This window comes from Nocardia anaemiae NBRC 100462 (assembly GCF_001612725.1).
In the GTDB taxonomy this organism is placed as follows: domain Bacteria; phylum Actinomycetota; class Actinomycetes; order Mycobacteriales; family Mycobacteriaceae; genus Nocardia; species Nocardia anaemiae.
In genome coordinates this window covers 25,357-51,314 of the sequence record NZ_BDAZ01000050.1, presented here as the reverse complement: position 1 = coordinate 51,314, position 25,958 = coordinate 25,357, and the positions used below count along the sequence as shown (strand labels likewise).

28 protein-coding genes are annotated in these 25,958 nt (G+C 65.8%); 18 read left to right on the top strand and 10 right to left on the bottom strand.

The genetic code is table 11. From position 1 onward, the window contains the following. Position 1 precedes the first annotated feature (1 nt). Entirely contained in the window at positions 2-889 is an 888-nt protein-coding gene (locus NA5_RS26455; RefSeq protein ID WP_062990719.1) for an oxidoreductase, read from the bottom strand. A 74-nt stretch (positions 890-963) separates the two neighbouring features. On the opposite strand from NA5_RS26455, the gene NA5_RS26450 reads away from it, so the two are divergent. Beyond that, complete coding sequence (locus NA5_RS26450) at positions 964-1,563, top strand: TetR/AcrR family transcriptional regulator (protein ID WP_062990717.1); 600 nt, start codon at positions 964-966, stop codon at positions 1,561-1,563. A 101-nt stretch (positions 1,564-1,664) separates the two neighbouring features. Here NA5_RS26450 and NA5_RS26445 read toward each other — a convergent pair whose 3' ends face one another. Beyond that, complete coding sequence (locus NA5_RS26445; RefSeq protein WP_062990715.1) at positions 1,665-2,801, bottom strand: TDT family transporter; 1,137 nt, start codon at positions 2,799-2,801, stop codon at positions 1,665-1,667. Between the two features lie 70 nt (positions 2,802-2,871). Here NA5_RS26445 and NA5_RS26440 point away from each other — a divergent pair, with 70 nt between their 5' ends. Continuing rightward, positions 2,872-3,780 carry a LysR family transcriptional regulator gene (locus NA5_RS26440; RefSeq protein WP_062990713.1) on the top strand — a complete coding sequence of 303 codons (909 nt, stop codon included), beginning with the start codon at positions 2,872-2,874 and terminating at the stop codon, positions 3,778-3,780. On the opposite strand, the gene NA5_RS26435 is transcribed toward NA5_RS26440, so the two are convergent. After that, positions 3,777-4,436 carry a phosphate signaling complex PhoU family protein gene (locus tag NA5_RS26435; protein WP_062990711.1) on the bottom strand — a complete coding sequence of 220 codons (660 nt, stop codon included), beginning with the start codon at positions 4,434-4,436 and terminating at the stop codon, positions 3,777-3,779. The genes NA5_RS26440 and NA5_RS26435 overlap by 4 nt on opposite strands. Positions 4,437-4,641: 205 nt before the next feature. Here NA5_RS26435 and NA5_RS26430 point away from each other — a divergent pair, with 205 nt between their 5' ends. Further along, positions 4,642-5,037 carry a nitroreductase/quinone reductase family protein gene (locus tag NA5_RS26430; RefSeq protein WP_062990709.1) on the top strand — a complete coding sequence of 132 codons (396 nt, stop codon included), beginning with the start codon at positions 4,642-4,644 and terminating at the stop codon, positions 5,035-5,037. 190 nt (positions 5,038-5,227) lie between these two features. On the opposite strand, the gene NA5_RS40655 is transcribed toward NA5_RS26430, so the two are convergent. Continuing rightward, positions 5,228-5,395, bottom strand: a complete 168-nt coding sequence (locus NA5_RS40655; protein ID WP_157110646.1) for a hypothetical protein — start codon at positions 5,393-5,395, stop codon at positions 5,228-5,230. A gap of 36 nt (positions 5,396-5,431) precedes the next feature. Here NA5_RS40655 and NA5_RS26425 point away from each other — a divergent pair, with 36 nt between their 5' ends. The 11 genes from NA5_RS26425 (at position 5,432) to NA5_RS26375 (ending at position 16,263) form a co-directional block, all read left to right on the top strand. Then, positions 5,432-6,271, top strand: coding sequence for an MlaE family ABC transporter permease (locus tag NA5_RS26425; RefSeq protein WP_062990707.1), 840 nt, complete (start codon positions 5,432-5,434; stop codon positions 6,269-6,271). Then, a complete protein-coding gene (locus NA5_RS26420; protein ID WP_062990705.1) occupies positions 6,271-7,137 on the top strand; it encodes an MlaE family ABC transporter permease in 867 nt (288 codons plus the stop codon). Before NA5_RS26425 ends, NA5_RS26420 begins: the two co-directional genes overlap by 1 nt. Positions 7,138-7,140: 3 nt before the next feature. Then, positions 7,141-8,175: an MlaD family protein gene (locus tag NA5_RS26415; protein ID WP_062990703.1), complete on the top strand. Its 1,035-nt coding sequence runs from the start codon at positions 7,141-7,143 to the stop codon at positions 8,173-8,175. Beyond that, positions 8,172-9,176, top strand: a complete 1,005-nt coding sequence (locus NA5_RS26410; protein ID WP_062990701.1) for an MlaD family protein — start codon at positions 8,172-8,174, stop codon at positions 9,174-9,176. The genes NA5_RS26415 and NA5_RS26410 overlap by 4 nt, the downstream gene beginning before the upstream one ends. Next, entirely contained in the window at positions 9,164-10,183 is a 1,020-nt protein-coding gene (locus NA5_RS26405; RefSeq protein ID WP_062990699.1) for an MlaD family protein, read from the top strand. The genes NA5_RS26410 and NA5_RS26405 overlap by 13 nt, the downstream gene beginning before the upstream one ends. Beyond that, positions 10,183-11,271, top strand: a complete 1,089-nt coding sequence (locus NA5_RS26400; protein WP_062990804.1) for an MlaD family protein — start codon at positions 10,183-10,185, stop codon at positions 11,269-11,271. The genes NA5_RS26405 and NA5_RS26400 overlap by 1 nt, the downstream gene beginning before the upstream one ends. Beyond that, positions 11,268-12,314: an MlaD family protein gene (locus tag NA5_RS26395; RefSeq protein WP_062990697.1), complete on the top strand. Its 1,047-nt coding sequence runs from the start codon at positions 11,268-11,270 to the stop codon at positions 12,312-12,314. The genes NA5_RS26400 and NA5_RS26395 overlap by 4 nt, the downstream gene beginning before the upstream one ends. A 2-nt stretch (positions 12,315-12,316) precedes the next feature. Further along, a complete protein-coding gene (locus NA5_RS26390) occupies positions 12,317-13,267 on the top strand; it encodes an MlaD family protein (protein WP_245672409.1) in 951 nt (316 codons plus the stop codon). Positions 13,268-13,383: 116 nt separating this feature from the next. Beyond that, entirely contained in the window at positions 13,384-14,073 is a 690-nt protein-coding gene (locus tag NA5_RS26385) for a hypothetical protein (protein WP_062990693.1), read from the top strand. Positions 14,074-14,119: 46 nt separating this feature from the next. Next, positions 14,120-15,001 (top strand): aminoglycoside phosphotransferase family protein, encoded by an 882-nt coding sequence (locus tag NA5_RS26380; RefSeq protein ID WP_218020158.1) that lies wholly within the window; start codon positions 14,120-14,122, stop codon positions 14,999-15,001. A 236-nt stretch (positions 15,002-15,237) separates the two neighbouring features. After that, positions 15,238-16,263, top strand: coding sequence for a DUF418 domain-containing protein (locus NA5_RS26375; RefSeq protein WP_062990689.1), 1,026 nt, complete (start codon positions 15,238-15,240; stop codon positions 16,261-16,263). Between the two features lie 25 nt (positions 16,264-16,288). Here the strand turns inward: NA5_RS26375 and NA5_RS26370 are convergent, their stop codons facing one another. Further along, entirely contained in the window at positions 16,289-16,480 is a 192-nt protein-coding gene (locus tag NA5_RS26370; RefSeq protein WP_062990687.1) for a heavy-metal-associated domain-containing protein, read from the bottom strand. 142 nt (positions 16,481-16,622) lie between these two features. Here NA5_RS26370 and NA5_RS26365 point away from each other — a divergent pair, with 142 nt between their 5' ends. Both NA5_RS26365 and NA5_RS41405 read left to right on the top strand, forming a co-directional pair. Then, entirely contained in the window at positions 16,623-17,114 is a 492-nt protein-coding gene (locus tag NA5_RS26365; protein WP_062990685.1) for a hypothetical protein, read from the top strand. 11 nt (positions 17,115-17,125) lie between these two features. Next, positions 17,126-17,281, top strand: a complete 156-nt coding sequence (locus NA5_RS41405; protein WP_169811366.1) for a DUF6131 family protein — start codon at positions 17,126-17,128, stop codon at positions 17,279-17,281. A gap of 51 nt (positions 17,282-17,332) precedes the next feature. On the opposite strand, the gene NA5_RS26360 is transcribed toward NA5_RS41405, so the two are convergent. Then, on the bottom strand, positions 17,333-18,055 hold the full coding sequence (locus NA5_RS26360; protein ID WP_062990682.1) for a VIT1/CCC1 transporter family protein: 723 nt from the start codon (positions 18,053-18,055) through the stop codon (positions 17,333-17,335). A gap of 123 nt (positions 18,056-18,178) precedes the next feature. Then, positions 18,179-18,568, bottom strand: coding sequence for a PPOX class F420-dependent oxidoreductase (locus NA5_RS26355; RefSeq protein ID WP_062990680.1), 390 nt, complete (start codon positions 18,566-18,568; stop codon positions 18,179-18,181). 130 nt (positions 18,569-18,698) lie between these two features. Between NA5_RS26355 and NA5_RS26350 the strand changes: the two genes are divergently transcribed. Continuing rightward, the gene (locus tag NA5_RS26350) at positions 18,699-19,691 is read left to right on the top strand and encodes a sigma-70 family RNA polymerase sigma factor (RefSeq protein WP_062990678.1); all 993 of its coding nucleotides are present in this window, start codon (positions 18,699-18,701) and stop codon (positions 19,689-19,691) included. Here NA5_RS26350 and NA5_RS26345 read toward each other — a convergent pair. Both NA5_RS26345 and NA5_RS26340 read right to left on the bottom strand, forming a co-directional pair. Next, complete coding sequence (locus NA5_RS26345) at positions 19,688-20,392, bottom strand: flavodoxin family protein (protein WP_062990802.1); 705 nt, start codon at positions 20,390-20,392, stop codon at positions 19,688-19,690. The two genes, NA5_RS26350 and NA5_RS26345, sit on opposite strands and share 4 nt — an antisense overlap. A 391-nt stretch (positions 20,393-20,783) precedes the next feature. Further along, positions 20,784-23,669: an AfsR/SARP family transcriptional regulator gene (locus tag NA5_RS26340; protein WP_084484427.1), complete on the bottom strand. Its 2,886-nt coding sequence runs from the start codon at positions 23,667-23,669 to the stop codon at positions 20,784-20,786. Between the two features lie 329 nt (positions 23,670-23,998). Between NA5_RS26340 and bla the strand changes: the two genes are divergently transcribed. Then, positions 23,999-24,898, top strand: a complete 900-nt coding sequence (gene bla / locus NA5_RS26335) for a class A beta-lactamase (protein WP_157110645.1) — start codon at positions 23,999-24,001, stop codon at positions 24,896-24,898. On the opposite strand, the gene NA5_RS26330 is transcribed toward bla, so the two are convergent. Further along, the gene (locus tag NA5_RS26330) at positions 24,887-25,909 is read right to left on the bottom strand and encodes an AraC family transcriptional regulator (RefSeq protein ID WP_062990800.1); all 1,023 of its coding nucleotides are present in this window, start codon (positions 25,907-25,909) and stop codon (positions 24,887-24,889) included. The two genes, bla and NA5_RS26330, sit on opposite strands and share 12 nt — an antisense overlap. Positions 25,910-25,958: the final 49 nt, after the last annotated feature.

The following is a 25,958-nucleotide window of genomic DNA, read 5'->3' as shown; positions in this document are numbered from 1 at the left end:
TTCACGCCTTGACCGGGAACCGCACATCGGTCAGTTCTTCGGACTTGGTCCACAATGCGGCGGCGAGGTCGGCGTTCGCGGCGGCTGTGCTGCGCCCGACGACCTTCGGGTGACCGCGGAATTCGAACCAGCTGTCCGGGCCGACATAGCCTCCCGGCGGCAACTCCTGGCTGGCGGCGAACAGTGTGGGCAGCGCGCCGAAACTCGCATCCTGGGCGAGCAGTTTATTGCCCACCCGCATGACCTCGTGCAGGATCCGGTTGCCGGAATGGCTCTGTAGATTGGTTGCGGCCCAACCGGGATGGGCGCTGAGCGCGAGCCGCGATCCGGATTCGGTGAAGCGCCGCTGCAGTTCCAGGGTGAACAGCAGATTGGCGAGTTTGGATTGCCCGTAGGCGGCGACGGAATTGTAGGTGCGGGCTTCCCAGTTGAGGTCGTCGAGGTCGATGCTGCCGCGGCGGTGCGCCTGCGAGGAGACGGTCACCACGCGGTCGGTGATATGGGGCAGCAGCAGATTCGTCAGCGCGAAATGGCCGAGGTGATTGGTGCCGAATTGGCGCTCGAAACCATCCTTCGTGCGTCCGGCGGGGACCATCATGATGCCCGCATTGTTCACCAGCACGTCGATATCGCCGGACCAGTCGGCGGCGAAGCGGCGAACGGAGGCCAGGTCGGCGAGGTCGAGTTCGCGCACCTCGGTGTGGCCGGAAATGCTCTTCGCCGCCTCCTCGCCGCGCGCGATATCGCGCACCGCGAGCACGACCCGGGCGCCGACGCGGGCCAGTTCACGGGCCGTCACCAGGCCGATCCCACTATTGGCGCCGGTGACCACGACGGTGCGGCCGTCGAAACGGGGCAGATCTGCGGAAGTCCATTCGGGGTTCGTCATAACGCCAATGTAGGCAGTGACAACAAAGTAGTCAATGCCAACACTGGGGGCGTATCGGATATCCTGCAGCGACCATGAGTTTTGTCCGCTCCCGCTCCTATCACCACGGTGACCTGCGCGCCGAGCTGCTTCAGCGCGCCGAGGCCACGTTGCGCGAGTCCGGCGTGGACGGGCTGTCACTGCGTCAGCTGGCCCGCGACCTCGGTGTCAGCCATGCCGCGCCGAGCAGGCACTTCCGGGATAAGCAGGCGCTGCTCGACGCGCTCGCACTGGTCGGTTTCGACCGGCTCGCCACGGTATACGGCGAGGTCGACCCGACCGGATCGTTCTCCGAGCGGCTGCATGCCATCGCGCGCGCCTACCTGAATTTCGCGATCGATAATCCGGCGCTGCTCGCGCTGATGTTCGCGCGCAAGCAAAGTCCGACCTCGGGCGAGGAAATGCTGGCCGCGGTCGAGCGGGCGTTCACCGTGCCCATCGCCTTGATCGCCGAGGGGCAGGCAGGCGGTGAAGTGGTTGCGGGCGATCCGATGCGGATCGGTATCGCCGCTATTGCCGCACTGCAAGGGTTGGCCACTTTCGTCGGGTCCGGTTTCGTCGAGGCCGAGCACGCGGAAGCGGCACTGAGCGAAACGATTACCCAGCTGACCTACGGTCTGCGCCCCCGCGATTGACGGCCGTCGTGACCACGAGACGCGCTCCATCGAAGGCAGCATGTGGGTGATGCCGCGGTGGGTTGCTCGCCATCAGCGGGTGCACCTCGAGACCCGACCGATCAGGCCGGTCGCAGCAGCGGCCCGATGACCAGGCCGCGAATGGTCTTGGCGGCGACGACTGCCCAGGCGCTGACCAGTCCGATATACAGCGTGACCGCGGCGACGGCGAAGATATCGGCACCGGTGTGGCCGTAGAGCGCGGTGCTGCCGGTAATGCAGGTGCCGAGCGGGAAGGTGAAGCCCCACCAGGTCAGGTTGAACCGCAATTCGCCTGCGCGAGCGGTCTTTACCGTGACGGCGGTGGCCAGCGCCACCCACAGCATGGCGAAACCCCAGGTGAGTACGCCGAAGATCACCGAGAAGACGGTCAGCCCCTTGGCATAGAGGTCGGGCAGTGCCGAGGGCCCGGCATTGGCGAGCAGCCCTGCGGCGGTGACGGATTGGCCGAGCGGGCCGAGCACGAGCCAGACGGTGGGCACCATGCCCGATGGCGGGATGCCGTGATGCACCAGGCGTGACCAGATCATGGCGGTGGTGATCAGAGCGGCGATCAGGCTCAGGCCGAACATGGCCAGGCACAGCAGGATCATGGTGAGCCGCAACTGGCCTTCGGGCAGATAGGGGACCAGCAGTGCGCCCATGGCCGCCGACACCATCGGCGGCACCACCGGCATCAGCCAGCCGCCGAAGGCGGCATCGGGCGCGATGTGGTGGTTGGTGAACATCCGGTAGGGGATGGCGACGGCGGTCAGCAGGCCGAGCGCGGTGCCGAGCGACCACAACACCCAATCGACGGCGAGTGCGGCATCGAGACCGATCACCTCGCGCCCGAGGACCAGGGTGCCTGCGCCCACGGTCACCAGTGCCATCGGCGGTGCGCCGTAGAAATGCGACATGACCGGGTGATCCTTGTGGCTACGGGCCTGCTCCGGATGGCGCATCCAGTGCACGACCCAGGCGGTGCTCACTGCCACGAGTAACAATGCGGCAAGCGCCCAGACGACCGTCGCCGCAGCGCGCAGACCAGGAAACTGCAGCGGCAGCGTGGCGGCGGCATTGGCGACAATGCCGGTGCCCATGACGGCCGCGAACCAGTTGGGCCCGAAGTGTCGCAGCGAGGGGGATGCGGCATTCTGTCCGAGCTCGCCGAGCAGACGCCGCGGGGCTGCGGGACGCAAGGTTGCTATGGCGGTCACGAGTCCAGGTTCGTCGGTGTCGGCGGTGGCGAGTAGTCACCGCCTTCCTATGCATGCATAGACTCGTTCTATGCCCCTGTCGCCGCGTGTCCCCGATCTGGCCGCGCTCGACCTGCTGCTTTCGGTCATCGAACTGGGCAGTGTCGGACGCGCGGCGCAGGCACACGGCATCAGCCAGCCCTCGGCGTCCTCGCGCATCCGCTATCTGGAGAAGTTGGTCGGCATGCCGGTGCTGGAGCGCACCACCCTCGGTTCCCGGCCCACGCCAGCCGGGGTATTGATCGCCGAATGGGCCCGCGGGGTCGTCGATGCGGCGCAGCGATTGGACGCGGGCATCGACACCTTGCGTGCCGAACGCGATTCGCAGCTGCGGGTGGCGGCGAGTCAAACCATTGCCGAATATCTGTTCCCCGGCTGGCTCATGACCCTGCGCGGTACCGCACCCGATACCGCGATCGCATTGCGGTCCGGCAATTCCGTCGAGGTCGCGCAGGCGGTGCTCGACGGCAAGGACGCCATCGGCTTCATCGAGAGCCCGCGGAATTTCCGTGGGCTGGACAGTCATGTCGTGGCCCGCGATCGGCTGGTCGTCGTGGTCGCCCCGCAACACCGCTGGGCCCGCCATGGCTCGGTCGACCTGGCCGAACTCGCGCGAACCGCGCTGATCCAACGCGAACCCGGATCCGGCACCCGGACTTGGTTCGAAAATGCTGTGGCGCGGGCGATTCCGGGCTGGGAACCCACGGTCGCGCTGGAACTCTCCTCCACCACCGCGATCAAAACCGCGGTCGCTTCCGGTGTCGGTCCGGCGGTGCTCAGCTCCCTTGCCGTGGCCGCCGAAATCGCCTCCGGCACCCTCGTTTCGCCGACCGTCACCGGTCTGGATCTGGCCCGAACCCTGCGCGCTGTTTGGCTGGCGGGCCACCGCCTCGCCGGTCCGGCCCGCGACCTCTACACCATCGCCCGCCGTTCTTCTTAGCTGGCGTCGGAGATTTGGGCTGTCGGCGGAATTCCGGTGTCCAGGAAGCGGATCAGGCGATCGATGCGGATGGTGTGGTCGATACAGCGTTCGAGGTTATTGCCGACCAGGGCGATATCGATGGCGGCCTCGGTGGCGGTTCGCTCGGTCAGCGCCGAGTGGAGTTTCCGGTGGAGTCGATCCATTGCGGGCGCCGCGGAATCGGGCGTGACGGGCTGGCGGCCGGTGGCGACCGATTCGCCCGCGAGGGCGGTGTGGTGCGCGGCCAATCGGCCCATCGCGGTGAGGATATCCATCAGGGCTTGGGGCGCAACGGGTTCCGGGTGATATTTGTAGACCTGATCGGCGACGCGGCTGATCAGCGAGCCGATCCCGGACAGCTCACCGGCGATCTGGATGGCGGTGACGACATGTCGCAGATCGCGGGCGACCGGCGCTTGCAGTGCCAGCAGCACCACGGTTCTGGCCTCGCAGGCGGCGTACATCTTCTGTAGCTGCTCGTCGAGCGCGAAGGCTTCATAGGTGGCGGCGAGATCGGCGTCGCCGAGCGCGGCCGTGACACGCTCGGTGGCATCGTGGGCGAGCCGACACATGAGCGTCAAATCATTGGTCAACGCGATGAGCTCGCGAGTGAACTGGGTCCGCACTCCGCACATTGTCGCTTATCGCCGCGCCGTCCAGGACACGAATCTCGACTCGATCGTCCGACCGATTGCAGTGCATCGTTGTTCACTGCGATGTCGACCTTATTGGCGTCGTTGAATTTCCAATGGCGAAGGCGGCGGTCCCGCCGGGAATACCGCTGGTCGGGCCCGTATCGGCACAGTGTCGAATGCGATGGGCCGGTGCTAGCGTCAGGAGATGGCGAACTTGCGCGAGGTTCAGCACCGAGTCGTGACGGCATTTCAGCGGCGGGTGGGGAATCCGATTCTGCGCAGATTGCCCACGCAGCAGTTGCTGGAGACGGTGGGGCGCGTGAGTGGGCAGCCGCGGATTACGCCGATCGGGGGTCGGCGGGTCGGCAAGGAGTTCTGGCTCGTCTCCGAATTCGGCGACAAGTCGCAGTATATTCGAAATATCAAGGCCGACAATCACGTTCGAGTGCGGCTGCGCGGACATTGGCACACCGGTACGGCACAGTTATTGCCGGATGATGATCCGCGCGCCCGGTTGCGATCGTTGCCCAAGGCCAACAGCGCGGGTGTTCGATTGCTCGGCACCGACCTGCTGACCGTCCGGATCGATCTCGACGACTGAGGTAGCGCTGCCGCAGCAACTATCTGGCTAGATGGTTCGCTGGTCCTCGGGCTCGGCGCAACGCACATGGTGCTGCTTGCTTCGACGGTCGTGGTCACACGCTGACGGTGGTGTCGGGTCGGGCGACGCTGCCGCGGGGCGGTGCTCATATGGCTCTGTTCTCGGCTTTTGCGTTCCTCGCCGCTAGTTCTCAGCCGGTGTGATCGGACCCATGAATAGCCGAATCGAGCGCGCTGAACGGCGAGTAAGTGGCGAGCATCACAGCATGCCGATTTTGTTGTGACTCGCCGTAACGATTAGCTTGCTGAATGTTGGCATCGACGCCGAAATCCGGAGAGTGCGGCATGAAATTCGACACAGCCCGTGCCGCGAGCGCGACCGCGGGATATGGAATATGACGTCCGACCTGCGGACCCGCGAATCCGCGAGTTCGGTTGTCCGGAAGAACTTTTCGGATACGGTCGTCTCGTCGCTGCGCACCTTCGGCCGGGCCTTCGGCGTCGCGCAGGAATCGGTTCTCGGCGCGTTCGGTGATATCGCGCGCGGCCAGTTCCAATGGCGCGAGGCCGTACTCCAGGCCTGGCGGTTGATCACCGTCACGACCATCCCGGCGATCTTGATGGCGATCCCGTTCGGCGTGATCGTCTCGATCCAGGTCGGCAATCTCATCCACACCCTCGGCGCGGATTCGCTGCTCGGCGCGACCGGTGGACTCGGTGTCATCAAGCAGGGCGCACCGATGGCGACCGGCTTCCTGCTCGGCGGCGCGGGTGCGGCGGCGATCGCGGCGGATCTCGGCGCACGCACCATTCGCGAAGAGATCGATGCGCTCAACACCATGGGCATCAGTCCGATCCACCGCCTGGTGATCCCGCGGATGGCGGCCATGCTGGTGGTCGCGCCGCTGCTGAATATCCTGATCATCTTTGTCGGCATCATGGCCGGATACGCGGTCGCCATCGGCGGACAGGGCGTCACGCCGGGCAGCTACTGGGCCACCTTCGGGTCGTTCACCACCACCGCGGATGTGTGGGTCTCGCTGGTGAAGGCGCTCATCTTCGGCTTTCTCGTTGTGGTCATCGCCTGCCAGCGCGGACTGGAGGCCAAGGGCGGACCGCGCGGTGTCGCCGATGCGGTGAATGCCGCGGTGGTGCTCTCGGTCGTCTCGATCACCGTGGTGAATCTGGTGCTAACGCAGGTCACCGCCATGTTCCTGCCGACGAGGCTGGCCTGATGGCGATTTCGTCCTACGCCCCCAAGGGGTTCGGCTGGCTCACGCGGTATTTCCGGCGCGGCCCTCGGGTGCTCGGCGCGGTCGACGGCTTCGGCTTTGTGGCCGTCTTCGTGGGGCAGGTGCTCGCGGCGATTCCGTTGACGCTCAGGCGGTATCGCGGTGAGACCATGCGCGCCATCACCGATATGACCTGGGGCCGCGGCTCGGTCGTGGTCGGCGGCGGCACTGTCCCGATGATGATCGTGCTCGGGCTGGTCATGGGTGCCTCCGTCGCGGTCGAATCATTCGCGACACTGAGCATGCTCGGGATGGGACCAGTCACCGGGATCGTCTCGGCCTACGCCACCACTCGCGAACTCGCGCCCATCGCGGCCGCGGTCGGCTTCGCCGCGCAGGCGGGTTGCCGGATCACCGCGGAGATCGGTTCGATGCGCATCTCCGAGGAGATCGACGCCATCGAGGCGCTCGGTCTGCGTTCGGTGCCGTTCGTGGTCACCACCCGGGTACTCGCGGGTGCGCTGGCGATCGTGCCGACCTTCCTGATCGCGCTGATCCTCAGCTACGCGGCCTGTCGCGGCATCATCACGCTGGTGCACGGCCAGTCCGCGGGCGTCTACGACCACTACTTCTTCCAGTTCGTCTCCGGCTTCGATGTGATCGCCGCGGTGATCAAGGTCGCCATCTTCGGGACGGTGGTGATCCTGGTGCACAGCTATTACGGATTCTTCGCCACCGGCGGGCCGGAGGGCGTCGGTATCGCGTCGGGTCGCGCGGTGCGCACGAGTTTCGTGGCCATTATCGCGATCGACATGGTGCTCAGCATTGTGCTGTGGGGCTTCAACGCGGCGATCAGTTTTACGGGGTAGCGGATGCCGAAGTATGGAATGCCCGGTGTAGCCGCGGACAAGAAGCGTTCGCGGACGGTTGGTTCGGCGATCATCGCGCTGATAGCCGTTGTCGCCCTGGCCACTTCGCTCTATCGGCACCTGCGCGCCGACGAGGGTCTGCGAATCGCGTTGCACACCCAGCAGATCGGTGACGGTCTCAGCGCGGGCACACAGGTGCGCCTCGACGGTGTGCTGGTCGGCACGGTCGCGCAGATCGCGCCGGATGAGCGCGGCACCCAGCGAATCACCTTGCGACTGGACCGATCCCGGCTCTTCGGCATCGATGACAGCCTGCGCGTCGACTACGCGCCGGCCAACCTGTTCGGCATCAGCGAACTCGAATTGCGCCGTGGGCCAGGTGGTTCGCCGCTGCGACCCGATGCTGTCATCGATCTGACCGGCGGGCGCGCGGCGGATGTCTACGACGCGACGATGGGCAGCATTCTGCGCAGCCTGTCCCAGGTCGGCGCGACCGTGTTCACCCCGCAGTTGGCCAGTGTCATCGCGCAGGTCTCGGCGGACTTCCAGGCATTCACCCCGCTGGTGCAGGCCCTGATCACGGTGGCACGAACCATTGCCGACAACCAGAGGATGCCGACCTCCGAGCTCGTCGGCAGACTCGGCCCGGCCTTCGACGGCGGCGGGAAATTCGCGGGCGCCACCATCGAGGTCCTCGATCAGATCCGCGATATCAAGATCCTGCAGACCGATCGTGAGCGCTACGACCGCGGTGTCGCCGCGTTGACCGGCAGTATCCTGCCCGCGCTCGGGACAACGCTGACCTCCGCGGGCGGCCATTTCGCGGAGGGCGCCGACATGCTCGCGCCGATACTGAATGTGTTGGCGCAGATGGTCCCTCGTCCGCAGCAGTCCGCGGCCGAGCTGCGGGTTCTGCTCGAACGGCTGCGGGCCGCCATGCCGGATACGCCCGACGGTCCGGTGCTGAATCTCGACGTCGATCTGCGGGGTGTGCCCGGTATCGCGGTTCCGCTGCTCGGTCCGGCGGGTGTGCGATGACGGTGCGTGCTGCCGCCTGGCGGCTCGGCGTTTTCGCCGCGGTGATGATCGTGGTGCTCTCGCTGGTGCTGACGGCGATCAAGCGGCCGGTGGCCGGGGATACCGAGGCGCACGATGCGCTGTTCACCGATGCCAATGGCCTGAAGGTCGGCGATGACGTACGCATGTTCGGTGTGCAGGTGGGCAAGGTCGAGGGCATATCGCTCGACGGCATTAGGGCCAAGGTCCATCTCACCGTCAGGACCGCCACGCCCATCTACGACAACAGCACCCTCGCGATCCGATACCAGAACCTCACCGGACAGCGGTATATCGACCTGCAGCAACAGCCGAACCCGGGTGTCCGGCTACCCGCGAACGCCGTTGTCGACACCGGGATGACGCTGCCGTCCTTCGATGTGACCAGCCTGTTCAACGGCCTGAAGCCGGTGCTGGCCACCATGTCTCCGGAGGCCGTCAACCAGTTCACCGAAAGCATGCTCGCGGTGATCGAGGGCGACGGTTCGGGTTTGGGTCCGGCCATGGATGCCATCGGCAAACTGAGCAAGTACGTCGGCGATCGGCAGACGGTGATCGCGACGCTGGTGCGCAATATGTCCGAACTCGCCGACCGGGTGGGCGGCCGGGTGCACTATCTGGTCCCGCTGCTGGCCAGGCTGACCGATATTTTCCAAGCGCTGCAGGCGAATATCGGCGGCCTCGCCGAATTCGCCATGAACGCGCCCTCGGTGCTCGGGCCGCTGGACCGGCTGCTCGCCACCGTCGGCCTGACCGCCGACAGCGGAGCGGATATCGACGGACTCATCCGCAGCCTCTTCCCCGACCCGCAGGAGGCCGTCGACGTTTTCGGCAAGCTGCCCGGCCTGCTCGCCTCGATCGACAATGCCGTGCCGCGCACCATCGCGGACTGGAAACCGGTGTGCAGCAAGGGAAATGCCGAGCTGCCGAATCCGGTGCGGGTGCTCGTCGGCGGACAGAAGGTGGCGGTATGCAACGGATGAGGCAATGGTTCGGCGGCAATGCGCCGATCCTCGACGAACCGGCGCGGCTGCGCAAAGAAGTGCGGCTCGGCATAGTCGGCGCGGTGTTCGTGGTCATCGCAATGGGCGCCGCCGCAGCGCTTTACGTGATTCCGTTCGGCAAGACGACCTACACCGCGGAGCTTTCTGAGGCGCAGTCGGTGAAGTCCGGCGACGATATCCGGGTGGCTGGCATCTCGGTCGGCACCGTGAAATCGCTGGAGTTGCGACCGGATAAGGTCATCATGCGGTTCACCGTCGACTCCGATGTGTTCGTCGGTGACCAGACCTCGCTCGACGTGCGCATGCTCACCGTGGTCGGCGGCCACTATGTCGCGTTGTTCCCGGCGGGCACCGAGCCGCTCGGCGATAAGCCGATTCCGGCCGACCGAGTCCGCCTGCCCTACAGTCTGATCCAGACTTTTCAGGACGCCACCGCACCGATCGGCAAGATCGACGGTGATACCTTGCGGCGCAATCTCGCCGCGCTCGACAAGTCGGTCGAGAGTGCGCCGGATGCCTTGCGCACCACGCTGGACACTGTCGGCGGCTATATCGATGCCATCGACCGCCAGCGCACCCAGGTCTCGAATGCCATTGCGGTGGCCGATGAATACGTGACCATGTACGACGGCGCGAAGAGCGATCTGCGCAGGTTGATGGAGAATGCCAATCTGCTCGAGACCGTACTCCTGAATAAGCGCGCCGAGCTGCGCGAATCGATTGCCTTGCTCAACAGCGTGGTTCAGCGGATCGCCGCGCTGGCACCGTCCTGGGATGCCACGTTGAAGCCGAAGGCGCAGCAATTGGCCGATGCCCTGCCGCGACTGGAACAGATGGGCGGGCAGCTGGAGCCGATTATTTCCTCCGCACACAACCTGAGTCAGAAGTTGCAGGGGCTGGTGATTCCGGAGGGCGGGATCGTGGTGGATCAGTCCGGCGAAACCATTCAGGCGGTGTGCGTGCCGCTACCCGGGAAGGCGTGCTGATGCTGAATCGGGTGCTCGGCTCGCAGGCGTTCATGTCGATCGCCGGTGCCGTCGTTGTCGCCGCGCTTGCTTTCGCCGGGTATCTCATCGCCTTCGATCCGCTACAGAGGACCGAATCCTATTGCGCGATAATGCCCGACAGCATCGGGCTGTATCCGGGCAATCAGGTGACGATGCGCGGTATCACGGTCGGCACGGTTACTTCGGTGCGGAACCAGGGCAAGGGCGTGCGGGTCGAATTCGATGTCGATGCCGACCATCCGGTGTATGCCGATGCCTCGGCCACCACCGTGTCCGACACCGTGGTCGCCGATCGCAATCTGGCCGTGTTGTCCAGCGGTAAGAACATGCAGCGCTGGGACAGCGGCCAATGCATCACCAAGACGCTCACCCCGAAGAGCCTCACCGAAACGCTGACCGCGCTGTCCTCGCTGTCCGATCAGCTCAATGGACCCGATCAGAAGTCGCTGGCCAAGGGCCTCGCCGCACTCGACGCGGCAACCTCGGGCACCGGAGCGCAGGTCAATGAGCTGATTCGCAACCTCGGCTCCGCACTGAAATCCCCCGATGCCGATATCGGCCATCTGGCAGGCATTTTCGATGCGTTCGCCTCGGTATCGCAGAAGGTGAACCAGTATTGGGGCGATCTGCAATCCATGCTGGTCCGCATCGGGCCCGCGCTGAATCAGGCGAGTACCGAATTGCTCGGTCCCGCAGTGCAACTCTTCGACGGGCTGCGCCAGATCCTGCCCATGCTCAATGACATCACCAGCATGTTCGGTGATCCGATTATGCGCGCGCTCGACGCGAGCGTGCCGCTGATCAAGCTGCTGCGCGCCAATGTCGGCTCGCTGCGCGATGTCGTGCTCATGACGCCCGCGCTCACCTCGGCATTCCGCACGGTTGTTTCCGATGGTGCGCCGGGTATCACCTATGCGTCGCCTAGGGTGGCTGTTCCGCAGTATGAAGCCGAAAAGGTTTGTGCCGCAGTCAATTCTGTGGCGCCGGGAAAGTGCGCGGGTGCCGCGAACGGCATGGTCGATGTGCAACTCGTCCCGCTGGTACTCGGATTGGCAGGTGGACGATGAGAAGGCGCCTCGTGGCGGTCGTGCTGGCGGCCGGAATCGGCTTGGGCGGCTGTGCCTTCGACCCGTCATCAGTGCCGGTCCCCGGCACATCGGTGTCCGGAGCCAGCTATCGCGTCCGGATCGAATTCGCGAATGTCTTGAACCTGCCCGCCAAGGCCAAGGTGATCGCCAATGGCGCGCAGATCGGCACGGTCGACAAGGTCGCAGTGGTCCCAGCCGCCGAAGCGCCCGCGGGCCGCGGCGGATTCGTTGTGGTCGACGCCGATATCGCGAAGTCGGTGCAGCTGCCGACCACGACCATCGCGGAGCTGCGGCAGAACACCGTGCTCGGCGATATCCACATCGCGTTGACCACGCCGCCCAATGGTTTCGGTTCGCTGCTCGGACCCGACGGCGTCATTCCGATCGAGCGGACCAAGCCGCCGGTGCAGCTCGAAGACACCATGGCCGCCATGGCCTTCTTCGTCCAGGGCGGCGCGATCGGCCAGCTGCAGGACATCATCAATCGGTTCAATTCCGTACTGCCGCAGGATCCTCGGGAGACGGCGCGCATTTCGAAGGTAATGGGCGGCGATGCCGCGGATCTGGCCGCGAATCTCGACCAGGTGGATTCGCTGCTGTACGGTCTACTCACCAATTCCGAAGTGCTGCACGATATTCGGCCCGAGCTGGACGACATCCTCAGCGCGGAGTCGGTGCGGCAGGTGAACGCGGCGACGAATTCGTTCGCCGGAGTGGCGAATATCTTCGGCGTACTCGGCCCGGTCGGCAGGTCGATGACCTGGCTCGCGCCGTTGGTGCAGTCCAATGACGCGATGCTGCGAGCCTTCGTGCCGATGCTGACCGGCGGGCCGCTGGACCTGCGGTCACCCTCGAACATGGCCATGCTCGTCGCGTTATTGCGCGACAAGATCATTCCGTACGTGCAGCGTGGCCCGAAGGTGAATATCACCGGCGTGCGGACCGATGGCGCCGCGGTATCCGAGCCCGAACAGGTGGATCGGATCATTCAGACATTGCGCATGATCGGAGCGGTCCGTTGAAGATGGGTTCGCTGGTCTCACTCGGCGGCATCGCTGCCATCCTGATCCTCGGCGCGGGCTATCTGACCTTCGGCGTGGTGCGGTTCGATCCGTTCGCCGATTACACCGATGCCGCTATGGTGCTGCGGAATTCGGGCAGTCTCGGAGTCGGCTCGCCGATTCTGCTCACCGGCATTCCGGTCGGCAAGGTGACCTCGGTGCGGAATACGGCCGCGGGCGTCGAGATCGGCTTCCGCGTCGACAAGGGACAGCAGGTGCCGACCGACAGCACCGTCACCATCGAGCAGCTCTCCGCACTCGGCGAGCCCTATGTGCAGTTCGTGCCGAATTCCGACAGCGGACCGTATCTGAAGGACGGACAGCGGCTCGATACCGAGGATATTCGCGCACCGCTATCGATTCCGGAGGTGGCGCGGCTGGTCACCAAGACCATGAACCAGCTCGACCCCGCGGTGGTCGGCTCGATCGTGGATACGCTCGGTAAGTCGCTCTCCGGCACCTCCGCGGTGATGCCGGAACTGACACGGTCGGGCGATCTGCTCGCCGCGACCATCATGACCAGGGCCCCGAAGATCGCCGAACTGCTCAATAGCTTTCAGCTGGCCGCGAGCGATATCGAATGGGCCGGACCGGCCACTTCGATCGGCGCGCCCAATCTGGTGCGGTTCGGTCAGTCGCTGGACGATCTCGTCGAGGCGGTCGGTCGGCTGGTCACGGCCGGGAACAGTCCGCAGATGTATCTGACGGGTGATGGCCTGGTGCCGTTCCTGCAGCGGGTGACCGAATGGATGGACAAGGTCGGGCCGGAGCTGAAATCGCTCATTCCTGGACTGCGGCCGCTGGCCGACGCGGTCACCGCCAGTGCGCCGCGCATCGATCTCGGCAGTCTGGTCAGCCAGGCGCTGCATGAAACCGAGGACGACGCCGTCAAGGTGCGCGTCGGCATCAAATAGGGCACTACCTGCGCGAACCCATGTCGTCAAAAGTTGATCTTCCCCGGCGCGTCTTCGGTAGCCTGCCAGCAGAGCTTTTCGTGAAGGTAGTCCCTACTCGGAACGAAGGCGGTGCGATGGTGGAATCCGGTGTCGGCGCAACACCCGGCGGTGGTCGCGGAAACGGCGTGGTCATCGCGGCCGTTATCGCCGCCGTGCTCGCCCTCGTGGTTTCGATCGCGCTGCTGATGCGGTCGAATCAGGATGCGAAGAACGACGTACCGCCATCGGCCACATCGAGCGGCAAAGCCACCGCTCGTTCCGCACCCCCGCTCGTGCCGCCGTCGAACCGCGCTACCTCCGGGGCGCAACCGGCGCGCAAGCCCGGCGACGATTGTTCGCACGAAGGGATCGTCGCCCAATGGGATATGCGCAATGGCCTGTGGGTCTGCGCACCGCGGGAACCGGCACGCAATCAGCATCAGGTCGGCGACGATTGCTCGCACGACGGGATCGTCGCGCAATGGGGCCAGGCACCCGATGGTGCCTGGAACTGCATACCGCAGGGTCAGGGCGTTGCGGAAGCGCCGCCGGTGCCACAGAATCCGGTGCCTCGCTCGGTTCCGATCCCGGAGTATCCGAGCCCCAATCCGGTCCCGGAAAATCCCAACCCCCACCCGGTCCCCGAGAATCCCAACCCCAACCCAGTCCCCGAGAACCCCAACCCCAACCCGGTCCCGGAGAATCCGAGCCCCAACCCGCCTCCGCAGAATCCGATCATCATCCCGGGCCTGCCCCCGCTGCCGCCGCTGCCCGGACTGCCGTAGCCGACCGACGACGAAATTCGTTCGACACGGCTGCGATGCTCGATTGGTGATCGTTGTCCCCGAATTCTTCGCCGATCGTCTGGTCAAGATGGAGCCCACGGCGCGGGCTTGGTTGGACGGTCTGCCCGAACTCGCGGCTCGGTACGCCGAGCGCTGGCAGCTTCGGTTCGAGGGCGCGCCCATGCATGGTTATGGCGGCCTGGTGTTGCCCGCGGTGCACGCGGACGGCAGTCGGGTCGTGCTCAAACTCGGCCATCTCACTCCGGAGACCCGCGACGAACCGGTCGCACTGACCGCCTGGGCAGGCAATGGCGCGGTGCGGTTGCTCGACAGCGATGCCGAGCACGGCGCGCTCCTGCTGGAACGACTCGATCCCGCCCGGTCATTGGACCTCGAGCCCATCGATGATGCGGTTCGCGTCATCTCCGTCCTGCTGCGTCGGCTCGCCATCCCCGCTCCGCCCGGCGTCTCCCGCGACCTGCGCGCCGAGGCCGAGCGCCTGGTTGAGGAGTTGCCGAAGGATTGGCAGCGCCTCGGCGCGCCCTTTCCACGCAAGCTGCTCGACGCTGCCGTCGATGTCTGCGCTCAGCTCGGCCCGAGCGCGGACCGGCTGCTGGTGAATGAGGATCTGCACTTCGAGAACGTCCTCGGCGGCACCCGCGAACCGTGGCTGGTCATCGATCCGCAGCCGCTGGCGGGCGACCTCGAATTCACCACGCTGTCGCTGCTGTGGAATCGGCGCACCGAATCCGCCCTCGACGATCGCTTTGCCGCCGTCGTCGATATCGCCGGGCTGGATTCGGATCGCGCCCGCGCCTGGACCCTGGTCCGTGCCGTGCAGAACTGGTTGTGGTTCGTCGAAGACGAGGACACCGAAGACTTCGGCTGGCCCGCCGTCCAGGCCATTGCCCCGTGGGCCATGCGCTGATCCTTCCGGCCATGCGAAAGAAACGACTGCACGCCGCCCGCCCCGCCGACGCACCTTGGCGAAATCGCTTGCGCGCCAGGCCGACAGAGACCAGGCCGCCCAACTTCACCGCTCGCCGGTCCCCGCGTCGGCGCTACTGGTGAACCGGAATCGTTCGCCGCAATCCGGGCTGAGACGCGAACCCGATGTGCATGTCTCGCGCCGGGATTCGGGTTGAGGCTCGATAGCGTAAGGGTATGGATCCTGTCGGTGGGCGACCGCGCATCCACGAACTCGACGCGGTGCGTGGCCTCGCGCTGTGCGGGATTCTGGTGGTCGATATCTGGCAGCTGACCGATATGCGGGCGACCATCGGGGCGGGCATCGTGGATCCGCTGCGACATATGCTGTCCGTGCTGGTCGAGGGGCGGTTCTTCCCGATCTTCTCGTTCCTGTTCGGGCTGAGCTTTTCGCTGTTCCTGGATCGTGCCGCAGAGCGCAGCGACCGTCCGAGGCTGGTACTCGCACGTCGGCTCATCGCACTCGGTGTGCTCGGCCTGATTCACCATGTGTTCCAGCCGGGTGAGGCGTTGCTGCCGTATGCGATCGTCGGGTTGGTTGTTCTGCTGCCCGCTGCTGGGCTGGCGCGCTGGGTGATACTGCTCGCCGGACTGGTTGCCACGATCGGGGTTCCGGTCACGATCGGCGGTGGGCTCGGGTTGGTGCCTGGCCTTTTCCTGCTCGGCCTGGCGGCCGACCGCTTCGACCTCGTCGACAACCTGCGCGATCACGGCTGGCGGATCGCGCTGGTCTTCGTGTTGGCCGTGCCCGCCGCGGTGGCCGCCGGGGTGTGGGAGTACCGCACGCCGTATATCGATCTGTGGACCGGCAGTGCGGCTCCGGTGGCCGGATTGCTCGGTGCCCTCGCCTATTTCACCGGATTCCTGCTGTTCCTGCGCACCGAGACGGGGCAGGTATTCGCGGAGGTGCTCGAGCCGATGGGGCGGATGGCGCTGACCAATTACCTCTCGGCAACCGGACTCGTCCTGGCCGCCGACCCGTGGCTTCGGCTATCCGGTTCCAATCGCTACGGCGCACTGCTCGGCTTGGCCGCCGGGATCATCGCGGTGCAGGCGGTATGGAGTCACTGCTGGTTGCGCTGGTTCCGCTACGGTCCGCTGGAATGGATGTGGCGGTGTGTGACCTGGTGTCGGCTGGTGCCGAACCTCCGCACGCGAGCCGAACGCCGGAAACTCACAGTGCCGTACGGGCGCGGTCGCTAGGGAAACCTCAGCAACTCGTGGGTGGCTACTTCGCGCCCACGCCCGCCGAGCGGATCGCGTCGAGTACTTCACCGTAGGAAAGGGTGGAATTAACGGTGATGGTTTCCGAGGTGCGGTCGACATCGACCGATTGCACGCCGCCGAGGTTGTAGAGCGCGCGTTCGGCGACGACGGCGCGCTCGTCCGAGTAATCGGTCATATCAAAGGTGTAGGTCATCACGACCTCCTGGTAGGTGGCTGTCTTCGGTTCGGCGGATAACCGAATCGGCGGTTTTCAAACGGCGCGCCGGTGCGGTGTTTGATTTCGGAATTACCGGGCATAGCCAGAATGTAATATCAACCAGCGCAACGGGATTGTCATGATCATTATCATCGGGCTCGTCGTTCTCATCGGCGCGGTAATTATCGGCGTTGCCGGAGTGGCGGCCAATACGGGCGAAGTTCGTACGTCACCAGGCGATTTCGGGGTATTCGACTATCACTTCAGCGTCTCCGCGGGGGAACTCTTCCTCTACGGGATCGCGATCGGGGCGATCGGGATGCTCGGCCTGAGCCTGCTGCTCGCGGGCCTCTGGCGTAGTTCCCGTCGTAGCAGCGCCGCACGGCGCGATCTGCGGCAGTCGCGCCGGGAGTTGGCGGCGCAGGAAAAGGCGGTCAAGGCCGAGCAGCGTCGAAGCACGCCACCGGCGGCAGCACCGCCCGCCACGACACCACCCGCGACCGATCCCGCGCAGGTCACCCCGCCGAAAGGCGGAAAGCCGGTGTGGAGCCGGAACCGGTTCATGCGCCAGCCCAGCGGGTCGGCGCCGGTCGAGACATCCGGCCGCACAACGGTCAAGACGACCAAGTAAAGGAAAGAACGATGATCGTCCTCGGCTTGATACTGCTCATTGTCGGGTATCTGCTCGGAATCGGTCTGCTCACCACAGCCGGAATCATTTTGCTGCTCATCGGTGCGATCCTCGCACTCGTCGGGTCGGTGGGGCGCCCGGTCGGCGGTCGGCGGCACTATTACTGACGCCAACGCGCTGAGCGAAGAACGGGCCGAGGGGTTTCCCTCGGCCCGTTCTCATATCCCGGCGACGCCCGCCAATTGACCGATGCCATAGGTGATCGCCATCGCCAGCGCACCACCGATGACTACCCGCAACACCGCGCGTGCGCGATTACTACCGCCGAGCCGGGCACTGACCGATCCGGTGATCGCCAATGCGATCAACACCGCCGCGAATGTCACCGGAATGCGAGCCGTGGTCGGCGGCAGGATGATCGCCAACAGCGGCAGCAGCGCACCCAGGGTGAACGAGACCGCCGAGGAGACGGCCGCGGCCCACGGATTGGTCAACTCGTGCGGATCAAGACCCAGTTCGGCTTCGGCGTGGGCGAGGAAGGCATCGTGCGCGGTCAACTCCTCGGCCACCTTGCGCGCCGTCTCCGGTGTCAGCCCCTTCGACTGATAGATATCGGCCAGTTCGGCCAGCTCGAATTCGGGTTCTTCGCTGAGTTCGGTGCGTTCCTTGGCCAATAGCGCCCGCTCGGAATCGCGCTGTGCGCTCACCGAAACGTATTCGCCGACGGCCATGGAGATCGCACCCGCGGTGAGTCCGGCGATGCCCGCGGTGAAAATGGCCGAGGCACTGGTCGTCGCCGCGGCGACACCGACAACCAGACCCGCGGTCGACACGATGCCGTCGTTCGCCCCGAGTACGCCGGCGCGCAACCAGTTCAGCCTCGATGCCAGACCCTCACCATGCGGTTCGTGCGGGTGCGGCGAACCGGGCGTGTTCTCCATAAGCCGCAGACTATGCGAAAGTCCGCAAAGTATCAGCCAGCCGAACTGCCGCGCCACAATCGTCAGGTCGGATCGGCATGGGTGGTGGTCGCGAAAACCGAAGCAGCACAGGGTGACCGCCGATCAGGACGGCGGGAAGGCGTAGAGCTTCTCCGGTGTGATCCGCACGATCAGCCGCTCGGCCTCTGGTTCCGGCGGCGGGGTGGCCCCGTTCATATACCGGCGGTACAGCTCGTACAGCAGCGTCTTGTCCGGATCCTCGGTGATATCCACCCTGCCGCGAATCTCCACATAGCGACCGTTCGTCCGGCTCAATACCAGCAGGCTGACCCGCGGATCGCGCATCATATTGCGGGTCTTGAGCCGACCCTTGATGGTGCTGAACAGCACCGTGTCGTCCTCGTATTTCACGAAGATCACCGAGGATTGCGGTCGGCCGTCGGCATTCGCAGTCGAGAGGATCGCGGCATGCGGTTCGTCGATCAGCGTGCGGACAGTGTCATCGAGTTTCATCACGAGTCTCCTTTACGAGTGGTCGGATAGGTAGACCCGGGCGATCGTATGAAGGAATCGGGTGCGGTGATTATTTTTCGGCGCTCGGTCGGTCTACCTCTATGAGGCCGCCGACCGGAAGGACCCGCCGATGACGCAGGCGAGCACCGCGCATATCGAGTTCGATCGCCGCACCCAGCCGTATCGGCGCGAATTGCTCGCGCACTGCTACCGGATGCTCGGCTCACCCGACGACGCCGAAGATCTGGTCCAGGAGACCTATCTACGCGCCTGGCGGGCCTTCGACGGCTTCGAGGGCCGCTCGTCGGTGCGGACCTGGCTCTATCAGATCGCCACCCATGCCTGTCTGTCCGCACTGCGGCATCGCAGCCGCCGCGTTCTGCCGTCCGGACTCGGCGCGCCCACCGTCGACCCGTCCGCTGCTGCGGCCATGGACTTCGACGTGCGATGGCTCGGTCCGTTGCCGGACGCACTCGTGACCGATGAATCCGATGATCCGGCCAGTGTTGTCGCCGCCCGCGACAGTCTGCGGCTCGCGCTGATCGCCTGTCTGCAACAGCTCTCCGGTAAACAGCGCGCGGTTCTGCTGCTGCGCGACGTCCTGGATTTCCCGGCTGCCGAGGTGGCCGAGTTGCTCGGCAGCACGACCGCCGCGGTCAAGAGTTCGCTACAGCGTGCGCGGGCCCGGCTCGACGAACTCGGTGCGGTCGCAGCGGATGCGCGTAACCCGACCGAACCCGAGCAGCGCGCACTCCTCGACGCGTACATGACCGCATTCCAGAACGCCGACCCCGACGCCATCGAGCGCCTGTTGCATCGCGATGCGATCCTCGAAATGCCGCCCGCCACAACCTGGTTCGCGGGCAAGCGGACTTGCGTCGGGTATCTCGCCACCCAGGTACTCGGTACGGCGGGCGACTGGCTCATGCTGGCGACCGTCGCCAACGGGCAACCTGCCGCCGTCGCCTACCACCGCGAAACAGGCGGCGGCTACCGGGCTTTCGGACTTGCGGTGCTCACCACCACCGACCGCGCGATCACCCGCATCGCCGCCTTCGGTGACGCGAATCTGGTCACCGCATGTGGATTTCCGGCGACCATGCCCGAACCCACTGCGCCCTAACGATGTTCGGGATTCTCGAAGTCGAACCGGCAGCCCGCATCCCATTCGGAGCGCTGGTTGCCGTGCGCGGGTATGCCGCTGTTGTCCTTCAGCATCCGGGCCAGATGCAAAAGGTTCCAGGTCATGAAGGTGGTATTGCGGTTGGTGAAATCGTTTTCCGGACCGCCGGAGCCCGGATCCAGATATGACGGTCCGGGTCCGGCCTCGCCGATCCAACCGGCGTCGGCCTGCGGCGGAATCGTGTAGCCGAGGTGCTGGAGGCTGTAGAGGATATTCATCGCGCAGTGTTTGACGCCGTCCTCGTTACCGGTGATCAGACAGCCGCCGACTCGGCCGTAGTAGGCGTACTGACCGCGCTCGTTGAGGACCGACGAATTGCCGTACAGTCGCTCGATCACCTGTTTGGTGACCGAACTGTTGTCGCCGAGCCAGATCGGTCCGGCCAGCACCAGGATGTCGGCGTCCATCACCTGTCGCTGCAGCGCGGGCCATTCGTCGGTGGCCCAGCCGTGCTCGGTCATATCCGGCCAGACTCCGGTCGCGATGTCGTGATCGACGGCGCGGATGTGCGAAACCTGGACGCCGTTCTTCGCCATGATTTGGGCACTGATATCGATCAGGCCCTGCGTATTGCTCGTCTCGGGGGAGCGCTTGAGCGTGCAGTTGATGTACAGCGCCCGAAGGTCGTCGAAGGTTGTCATCTCCGAAGTGTGTGCTGGTCCGGTGGTCGCGACAAGGAGTTGGCCCGGCATGTCACCGACTCGTCAGGCCTGGCAATTGCGACTCGGGGTTCTTTCAGATAGTCGATGGACCGGGCGCACCGGCAACCGGTGCTGCCGGGGCGACCACGGCGTGCGCGGACTGCGTGGACCGGACCCGGCGGGCCCGCAGCCGCTGACGATGCGATGTCCGCGATTCGGGTTGAACCTGTCGATCGGCCACCGCGGTCGGACATGTCGATACGCCTTGCGTACCCCTCGCACACAAGTCGGTATAGCGCGCGCCCGCACGGTGATACCACGACGGCGATCGCATCGACCCAGAGAATTCCAGGCAACCATCAGTGCCCGATAAACGTTGGATAAACGCCGCCTAATCCGCGATATCGACGCTCGGCGCGGCACTGAACAGCCGGTCGATGGTGGGCGGCGCCAGACCAGCGCGTCGGAAGATCTCCGCCGCCTCGGCGAACTCCGTCGCGGCCGGACCGGTGCGCCCCTGTGCGGCCAACGCACTCGCGTGCAGTGCCAGCGCACGCGCCCGGTCGATCGGATCGGCCGCCGTGGTGAGCAACCGAACCGCTTCCGCGGCTTGGCTTTCCGCATTCGCCACATTGCCTGCGCGCAGTTGGATTTGCGCCAATCTGGTTCGCGCCCACCCCTCCCAGAGTCGCACACCATTGCGCTGCGCGATCCGCACGGCATCGTGGCCGAGTTCGAGTGCCCGTTCGTGTTCGTCACGCATCGATAGCGTGGCCGCCAATTCGTGGGTCGCCCAACCGAGTGCCACCGGATTCGACGCCGCCTGCGCCAACGCGATGGCCCGACCCGCGATATCGACCGCCTCGTCGTATCGCCCTGCCTCGCAATAGGTTCGGGTGACCAACGCCAGACACCAGGCCTGCATCGACCGGTCACCGAGTTCACGGGCGAAGCGCATCGCATTCTCGAAGTGCCGACGTGAGGTTTCGACATCGCCGAGTCGTCGATCGGCGATGCCGAGCAGGACCTCCGAGAGCACCGCGATCCGGCGATCGGCGTCGTCGGTTGGCGGACCGGCCGCCGCGTCGAGATACTTCAGACTCGCCTCGACCTCGCCGAGTCCGACCTGCAGCAGCGCCCCGAGGGCGACCCGGATGCGGCGTTCGCTCGCGTGCGATTCGCGAATCGCGGTGTCCAGCAAGGCCGTCAGCGCTTCGGACAGTTCCCTGGCGCGGGTGCCCGCTTCCATCAGTTCGGCCATCACCCAGGCCAGATCCGCCGCCACCTGCAGTGCGCGGCCACCGACCCGGGCGGCCTGCCGGTGCAGCGCGATTACGACCGGCCGTTCGACGTCGTTCCAAACCTGTCCCTCGGATCCGCTGGCAAACCGCCGCCCCGGCACGGTGGTCGGGATCAACAGGCGCGTGGTGTTGCTGTAGTCGATGGCGCTCAACAGGTTCTTTGCACCCGCGAGGTAGTAGTCGAGCAGCCGGACCAGCACTGCCGACTCGTCCTCGTCGGCGACGCTCTGGGCGAACAGGCGCAGCAGATCGTGGAATCGGTAGCGGCCGGGCACCGTGGTCTCGAGCAGGCTCAGATCGACCAGTGATTCACAGATCCGCTCGGCCTCGGATTCCGCGATGCCGAGCACCGCGGCCACGCCGTCGACCGGAAGATCCGGGAAGTCGACGAGCGCGAGTGTGCGAAATGCCTTGGCCTGCTTATCGTTCAGCTGTCCGTAGCCCATCCGGAACGCCGCCTCGACACCGAGTTCGCCGGTCTCCAGCACCGCGAGCCGACCCTTCTCGTCGGCCAGTCGCGCCGCGAACGATCCGATCGTCCATTGCGGCCGCACCGCGAGTCGCGCGCCGACAATGCGCACCGCCAACGGCAGGCATCCGCACAGCGCGACGACCTGTCGTGCCGCGGCTTCCTCGGCCGCGACGCGTTCCTTGCCGAGGATGCGGATCAGCAGTGCCATGGCCTCGTCACGCTCGAGCACGTCGAGGCGGGTGCGGCGTACGGCGGGCATCTCGGTCAGCGCCGAACGACTGGTGATCAGCACCGCGGTCCCTGGCGTGCCCGCGAGCAGCGGCGTCAATTGCGCACTGTCCCTGGCATTGTCGAGCACGATCAGCATGCGCTTACCGGATAGGCGGGTGCGCAGTTCGGCCGCGCGATCGTCGACGGTGCCCGGTATGTCGCCCTCCGCGATGCCGAGTGCGCGCAAGAATCCGCCGAGCGCGTCACCGGGTGAGGTCGGCACCGGATCGACGCCGCGCAGGTTCACATACAGCTGTCCGTCCGGGAAGCGATCGCGCACGTGATGAGCCACATGCAGGGCCAATGTGGTCTTGCCGACACCGCCCATGCCGCCGACCGCGCAGATGGCGACCGCGCTGCCGCCGCCGGTCAATTGCTCGGCAATGCGCTGCACGAATTGCTCGCGGCCGGTGAAATCGGCGATATCCGGCGGCAGTTGCGCGGGCACGACCGGCTCCGGGCCGTAGCCGTTCTGTCGCGGTGTCGGCATTTCGGCGCGCAGGATGCGCTCGTGCATCGCGGTCAGTTCCGGACCGGGTTCGACGCCGATTCCGTCCACCAGATCGCGGCGGGCCCGCGCGAACACTTCCAGCGCCTCGGCTTGGCGGCCGCAGTGATACAGCGCGGCCATGAGCAGCGCGCGGAACCGTTCGCGCAATGGATGCTCATCGATCAGCGGACCCAGTTCGGCGACCGCGTCGGCGGCGCGGCCGACCTCGATATCGAGGGCGAGTCGGTCCTCGAGAATCGCCAGGTGCCATTGCTCGAGGCGGGTGCGGTGTCGTTCGGCGAAAGGTCCGACCAATCCGCTCAGCGCGGGACCGCGCCAGCGGGCGAGTGCGTCGATCAAGGCCGCGCGTGCCGCGTCCGGTGACTCGCCGCGCACCCGTTCGGCCGTGGCCACCAGGGCCTCGACCTCTTCGATATCGGTCGAGCCTGGTGGGATCCGCAAGGCGTAACCGTCACCGACCGAGACCAGCACCGTCGACGGTGCGCGCGAAATCCGATCCGGTTCCAGCACCCGCCGCAATTGCGCGACATGGGTGCGCAGCGCGGCGATGGCGCGCGGCACCGGATCCTCGCCCCAGATTCCCTCCACCAATTCCGCTGCGGTGACCGACTTTCCGGCACGCAGCAAGAGCGCGGCCAGTACCGCGCGACGTTGCGGAGGTCCCAATTCGAGCGGCGTCTCCCCACGCCACCCGCAGACCTCGCCCAAAACGGAAAACTGCACTGACCCGACCTCCCGGACCCGGGAGCTTACGCGCGCATCCCGCGAACGGCTCGTTCATTCCTTGACTATCCGATATTCATCGATCCCTGCTACCGCGGTTGCGGCTTGCCTGTTCGCCGATGGTGGCTCACACCATCGGCCTGACGTTCGACCGTGAGCAGACCGCGCGGGTGCGGCGGAACGGACACTGCGCGTGCGGCGGTACCCTGATTTTCGGTGCGTCCGAGCCCACTGCCGGTGCCCTACGCTGCGGCGATATCGGTTCCGATATCGGGTCTCGGCCATGTCGGTCTTGGACAGGCGGATCGGCATTGTGCTGTCGTGTCGCCATGACAAAGATCGGTAGACGCGGGGCTCGTATGGGGTTCGTTCTGGTGACAGCGGTGCTGCTCGGCGCATGTGCGACCGAGTCGGGGAATCCGGACCCGGCGCCGACCCGGATCGGCCGGTTGGCCGGTATCGAGCAGCAGCATCAGGCCAGGCTCGGTGTCTTCGCCGTCGATACCGGCTCGGGTAAGACCGTCGGCCTCCGTCAGGACGAGCGGTTCGCGATGATGTCGACATTCAAGACGCTCGCGTGCGCCGCGCTATTGCGCGAACATCCCCTCGCCACCGGATATTTCGACCAGATCATTCACTTCACCGAGGCGGATGTGGCGGCCGCGGGTGGTTCGTCGGTCACCGGCACCCGAATCGATAGCGGTATGTCGGTGTCGGAACTGTGCGATGCGGCCATTACCCGCAGCGATAATGCCGCGGGCAATGAACTGCTGAAATTACTCGGCGGACCGCAGGCGCTGACCCGGTTCCTGCGGTCCATCGGCGATGAGATCTCCCGACTGGACCGCTGGGAGCCGCAGCTCAATACCGCCATCCCCGGCGACGAGCGTGATACCACCACGCCCGCGGCGATCGCCGCCGACTATCGGGCGCTGACGGTCGGCGACGCACTCGCCGCGCCGGAGCGTGCGCAGCTGACGGCGTGGCTGATCGCCACCACCACCGGCGGCACGCGCATTCGCGCTGGCGTACCCGATGATTGGCGGACCGGCGACAAGACCGGAACCGGCGACTACGGCTCCGCCAACGATGTCGCCGTCACCTGGCCCGGCGCAAGCACCGCGCCGATCGTGATCGCGGTACTGACCACCCACTCCAGCCCAGATGCCAAGGTGGACAACGCATTGGTCGCCGAGGCGGCGAAAGAGGCCGTGGGTCTACTGCGGTAGCCGGTGCTGCGCGCCTTCCCGGCGAACGGCGGTAGGCGTTGTGCCCCACCACCTTCGGCAGCATCGGGTGAAGGTGGCCTGCTCGGACAGTCCGATCAGCGAAGCGACCTGGCTCATCGGCATATCGGTGGTGGTCAGGTAGCGGCGGGTCTCGTCGCGGCGGACGGTATCCAGGATGGTGGCGAAGGAGGTGTCCTCGGCGGCGAGGCGTCGTTGCAGTGTGCGCGGATGGATTGTCAAAAGCCTTGCCACGGCGGTGATTTCCGGCGGGGAAGTACCCAGTAATTGTTGTACGGCGGCACGGACTTTGGGTGCGATGGCGGCATCCGCGCCGCCGGACTGTTCAGCCAGGAATGCCATGGCCAACCGGTGCAGATTCTCGTCACCGCCGCTCAGCGGCCGGTTCGCCAGGCTGATCGGCACGCGCAACATCGCCGCGGCACGCTCGATCCGCACCGGTGCGCCGAAGAACTCCTCATAGAGCCGGATCGGCGCGGCCGGTCGATATGGCAGTTCGACCGAGCGCAGCCCGTAGCGCACGTCCACCAGCCGCTGAAATGTGCGGTGCACGAAGGCGAGTCCGAGGTCGGTGCCCTGGACCGGTGTCGGGCCGCCGGGCTGGATGCCATAGCGCAATGCGGTCACGCCGCGATCGCCATACGGGTCGGATTCGAGCGTCAGACTGAGCGACCCCGCATGCAGGAACAGATAGCGCGAACAGCATTCGAGGGCATCGGCGAGCGTCGGCGAGTTCCGGATGGCCAAGGCCAGCGGGCCGAGCATATCCAGATCTTGTCGATGCGAAATGCGCAGGCCGAGATCGGGGCAGTCGAGCCGCTGCGCGGCCAGTTCGAGCGCCGCGGCGACCGCCTGATCCGGCACCAGCAGATCGTCGGCATCGAGGGCGGCGATCGGCAGCCCGACGGCGGTGGCGAACTCCTCGGCGTTCCCGCCCAGCTCGGCCACCGTCGCGCGAAATCCGCGCAGCCCTGCGGACCGAATCACTGACATGTCGCTCAGAATCAAATACTTGTCGCGCAAAGTCAAGAATCGGGTCGGC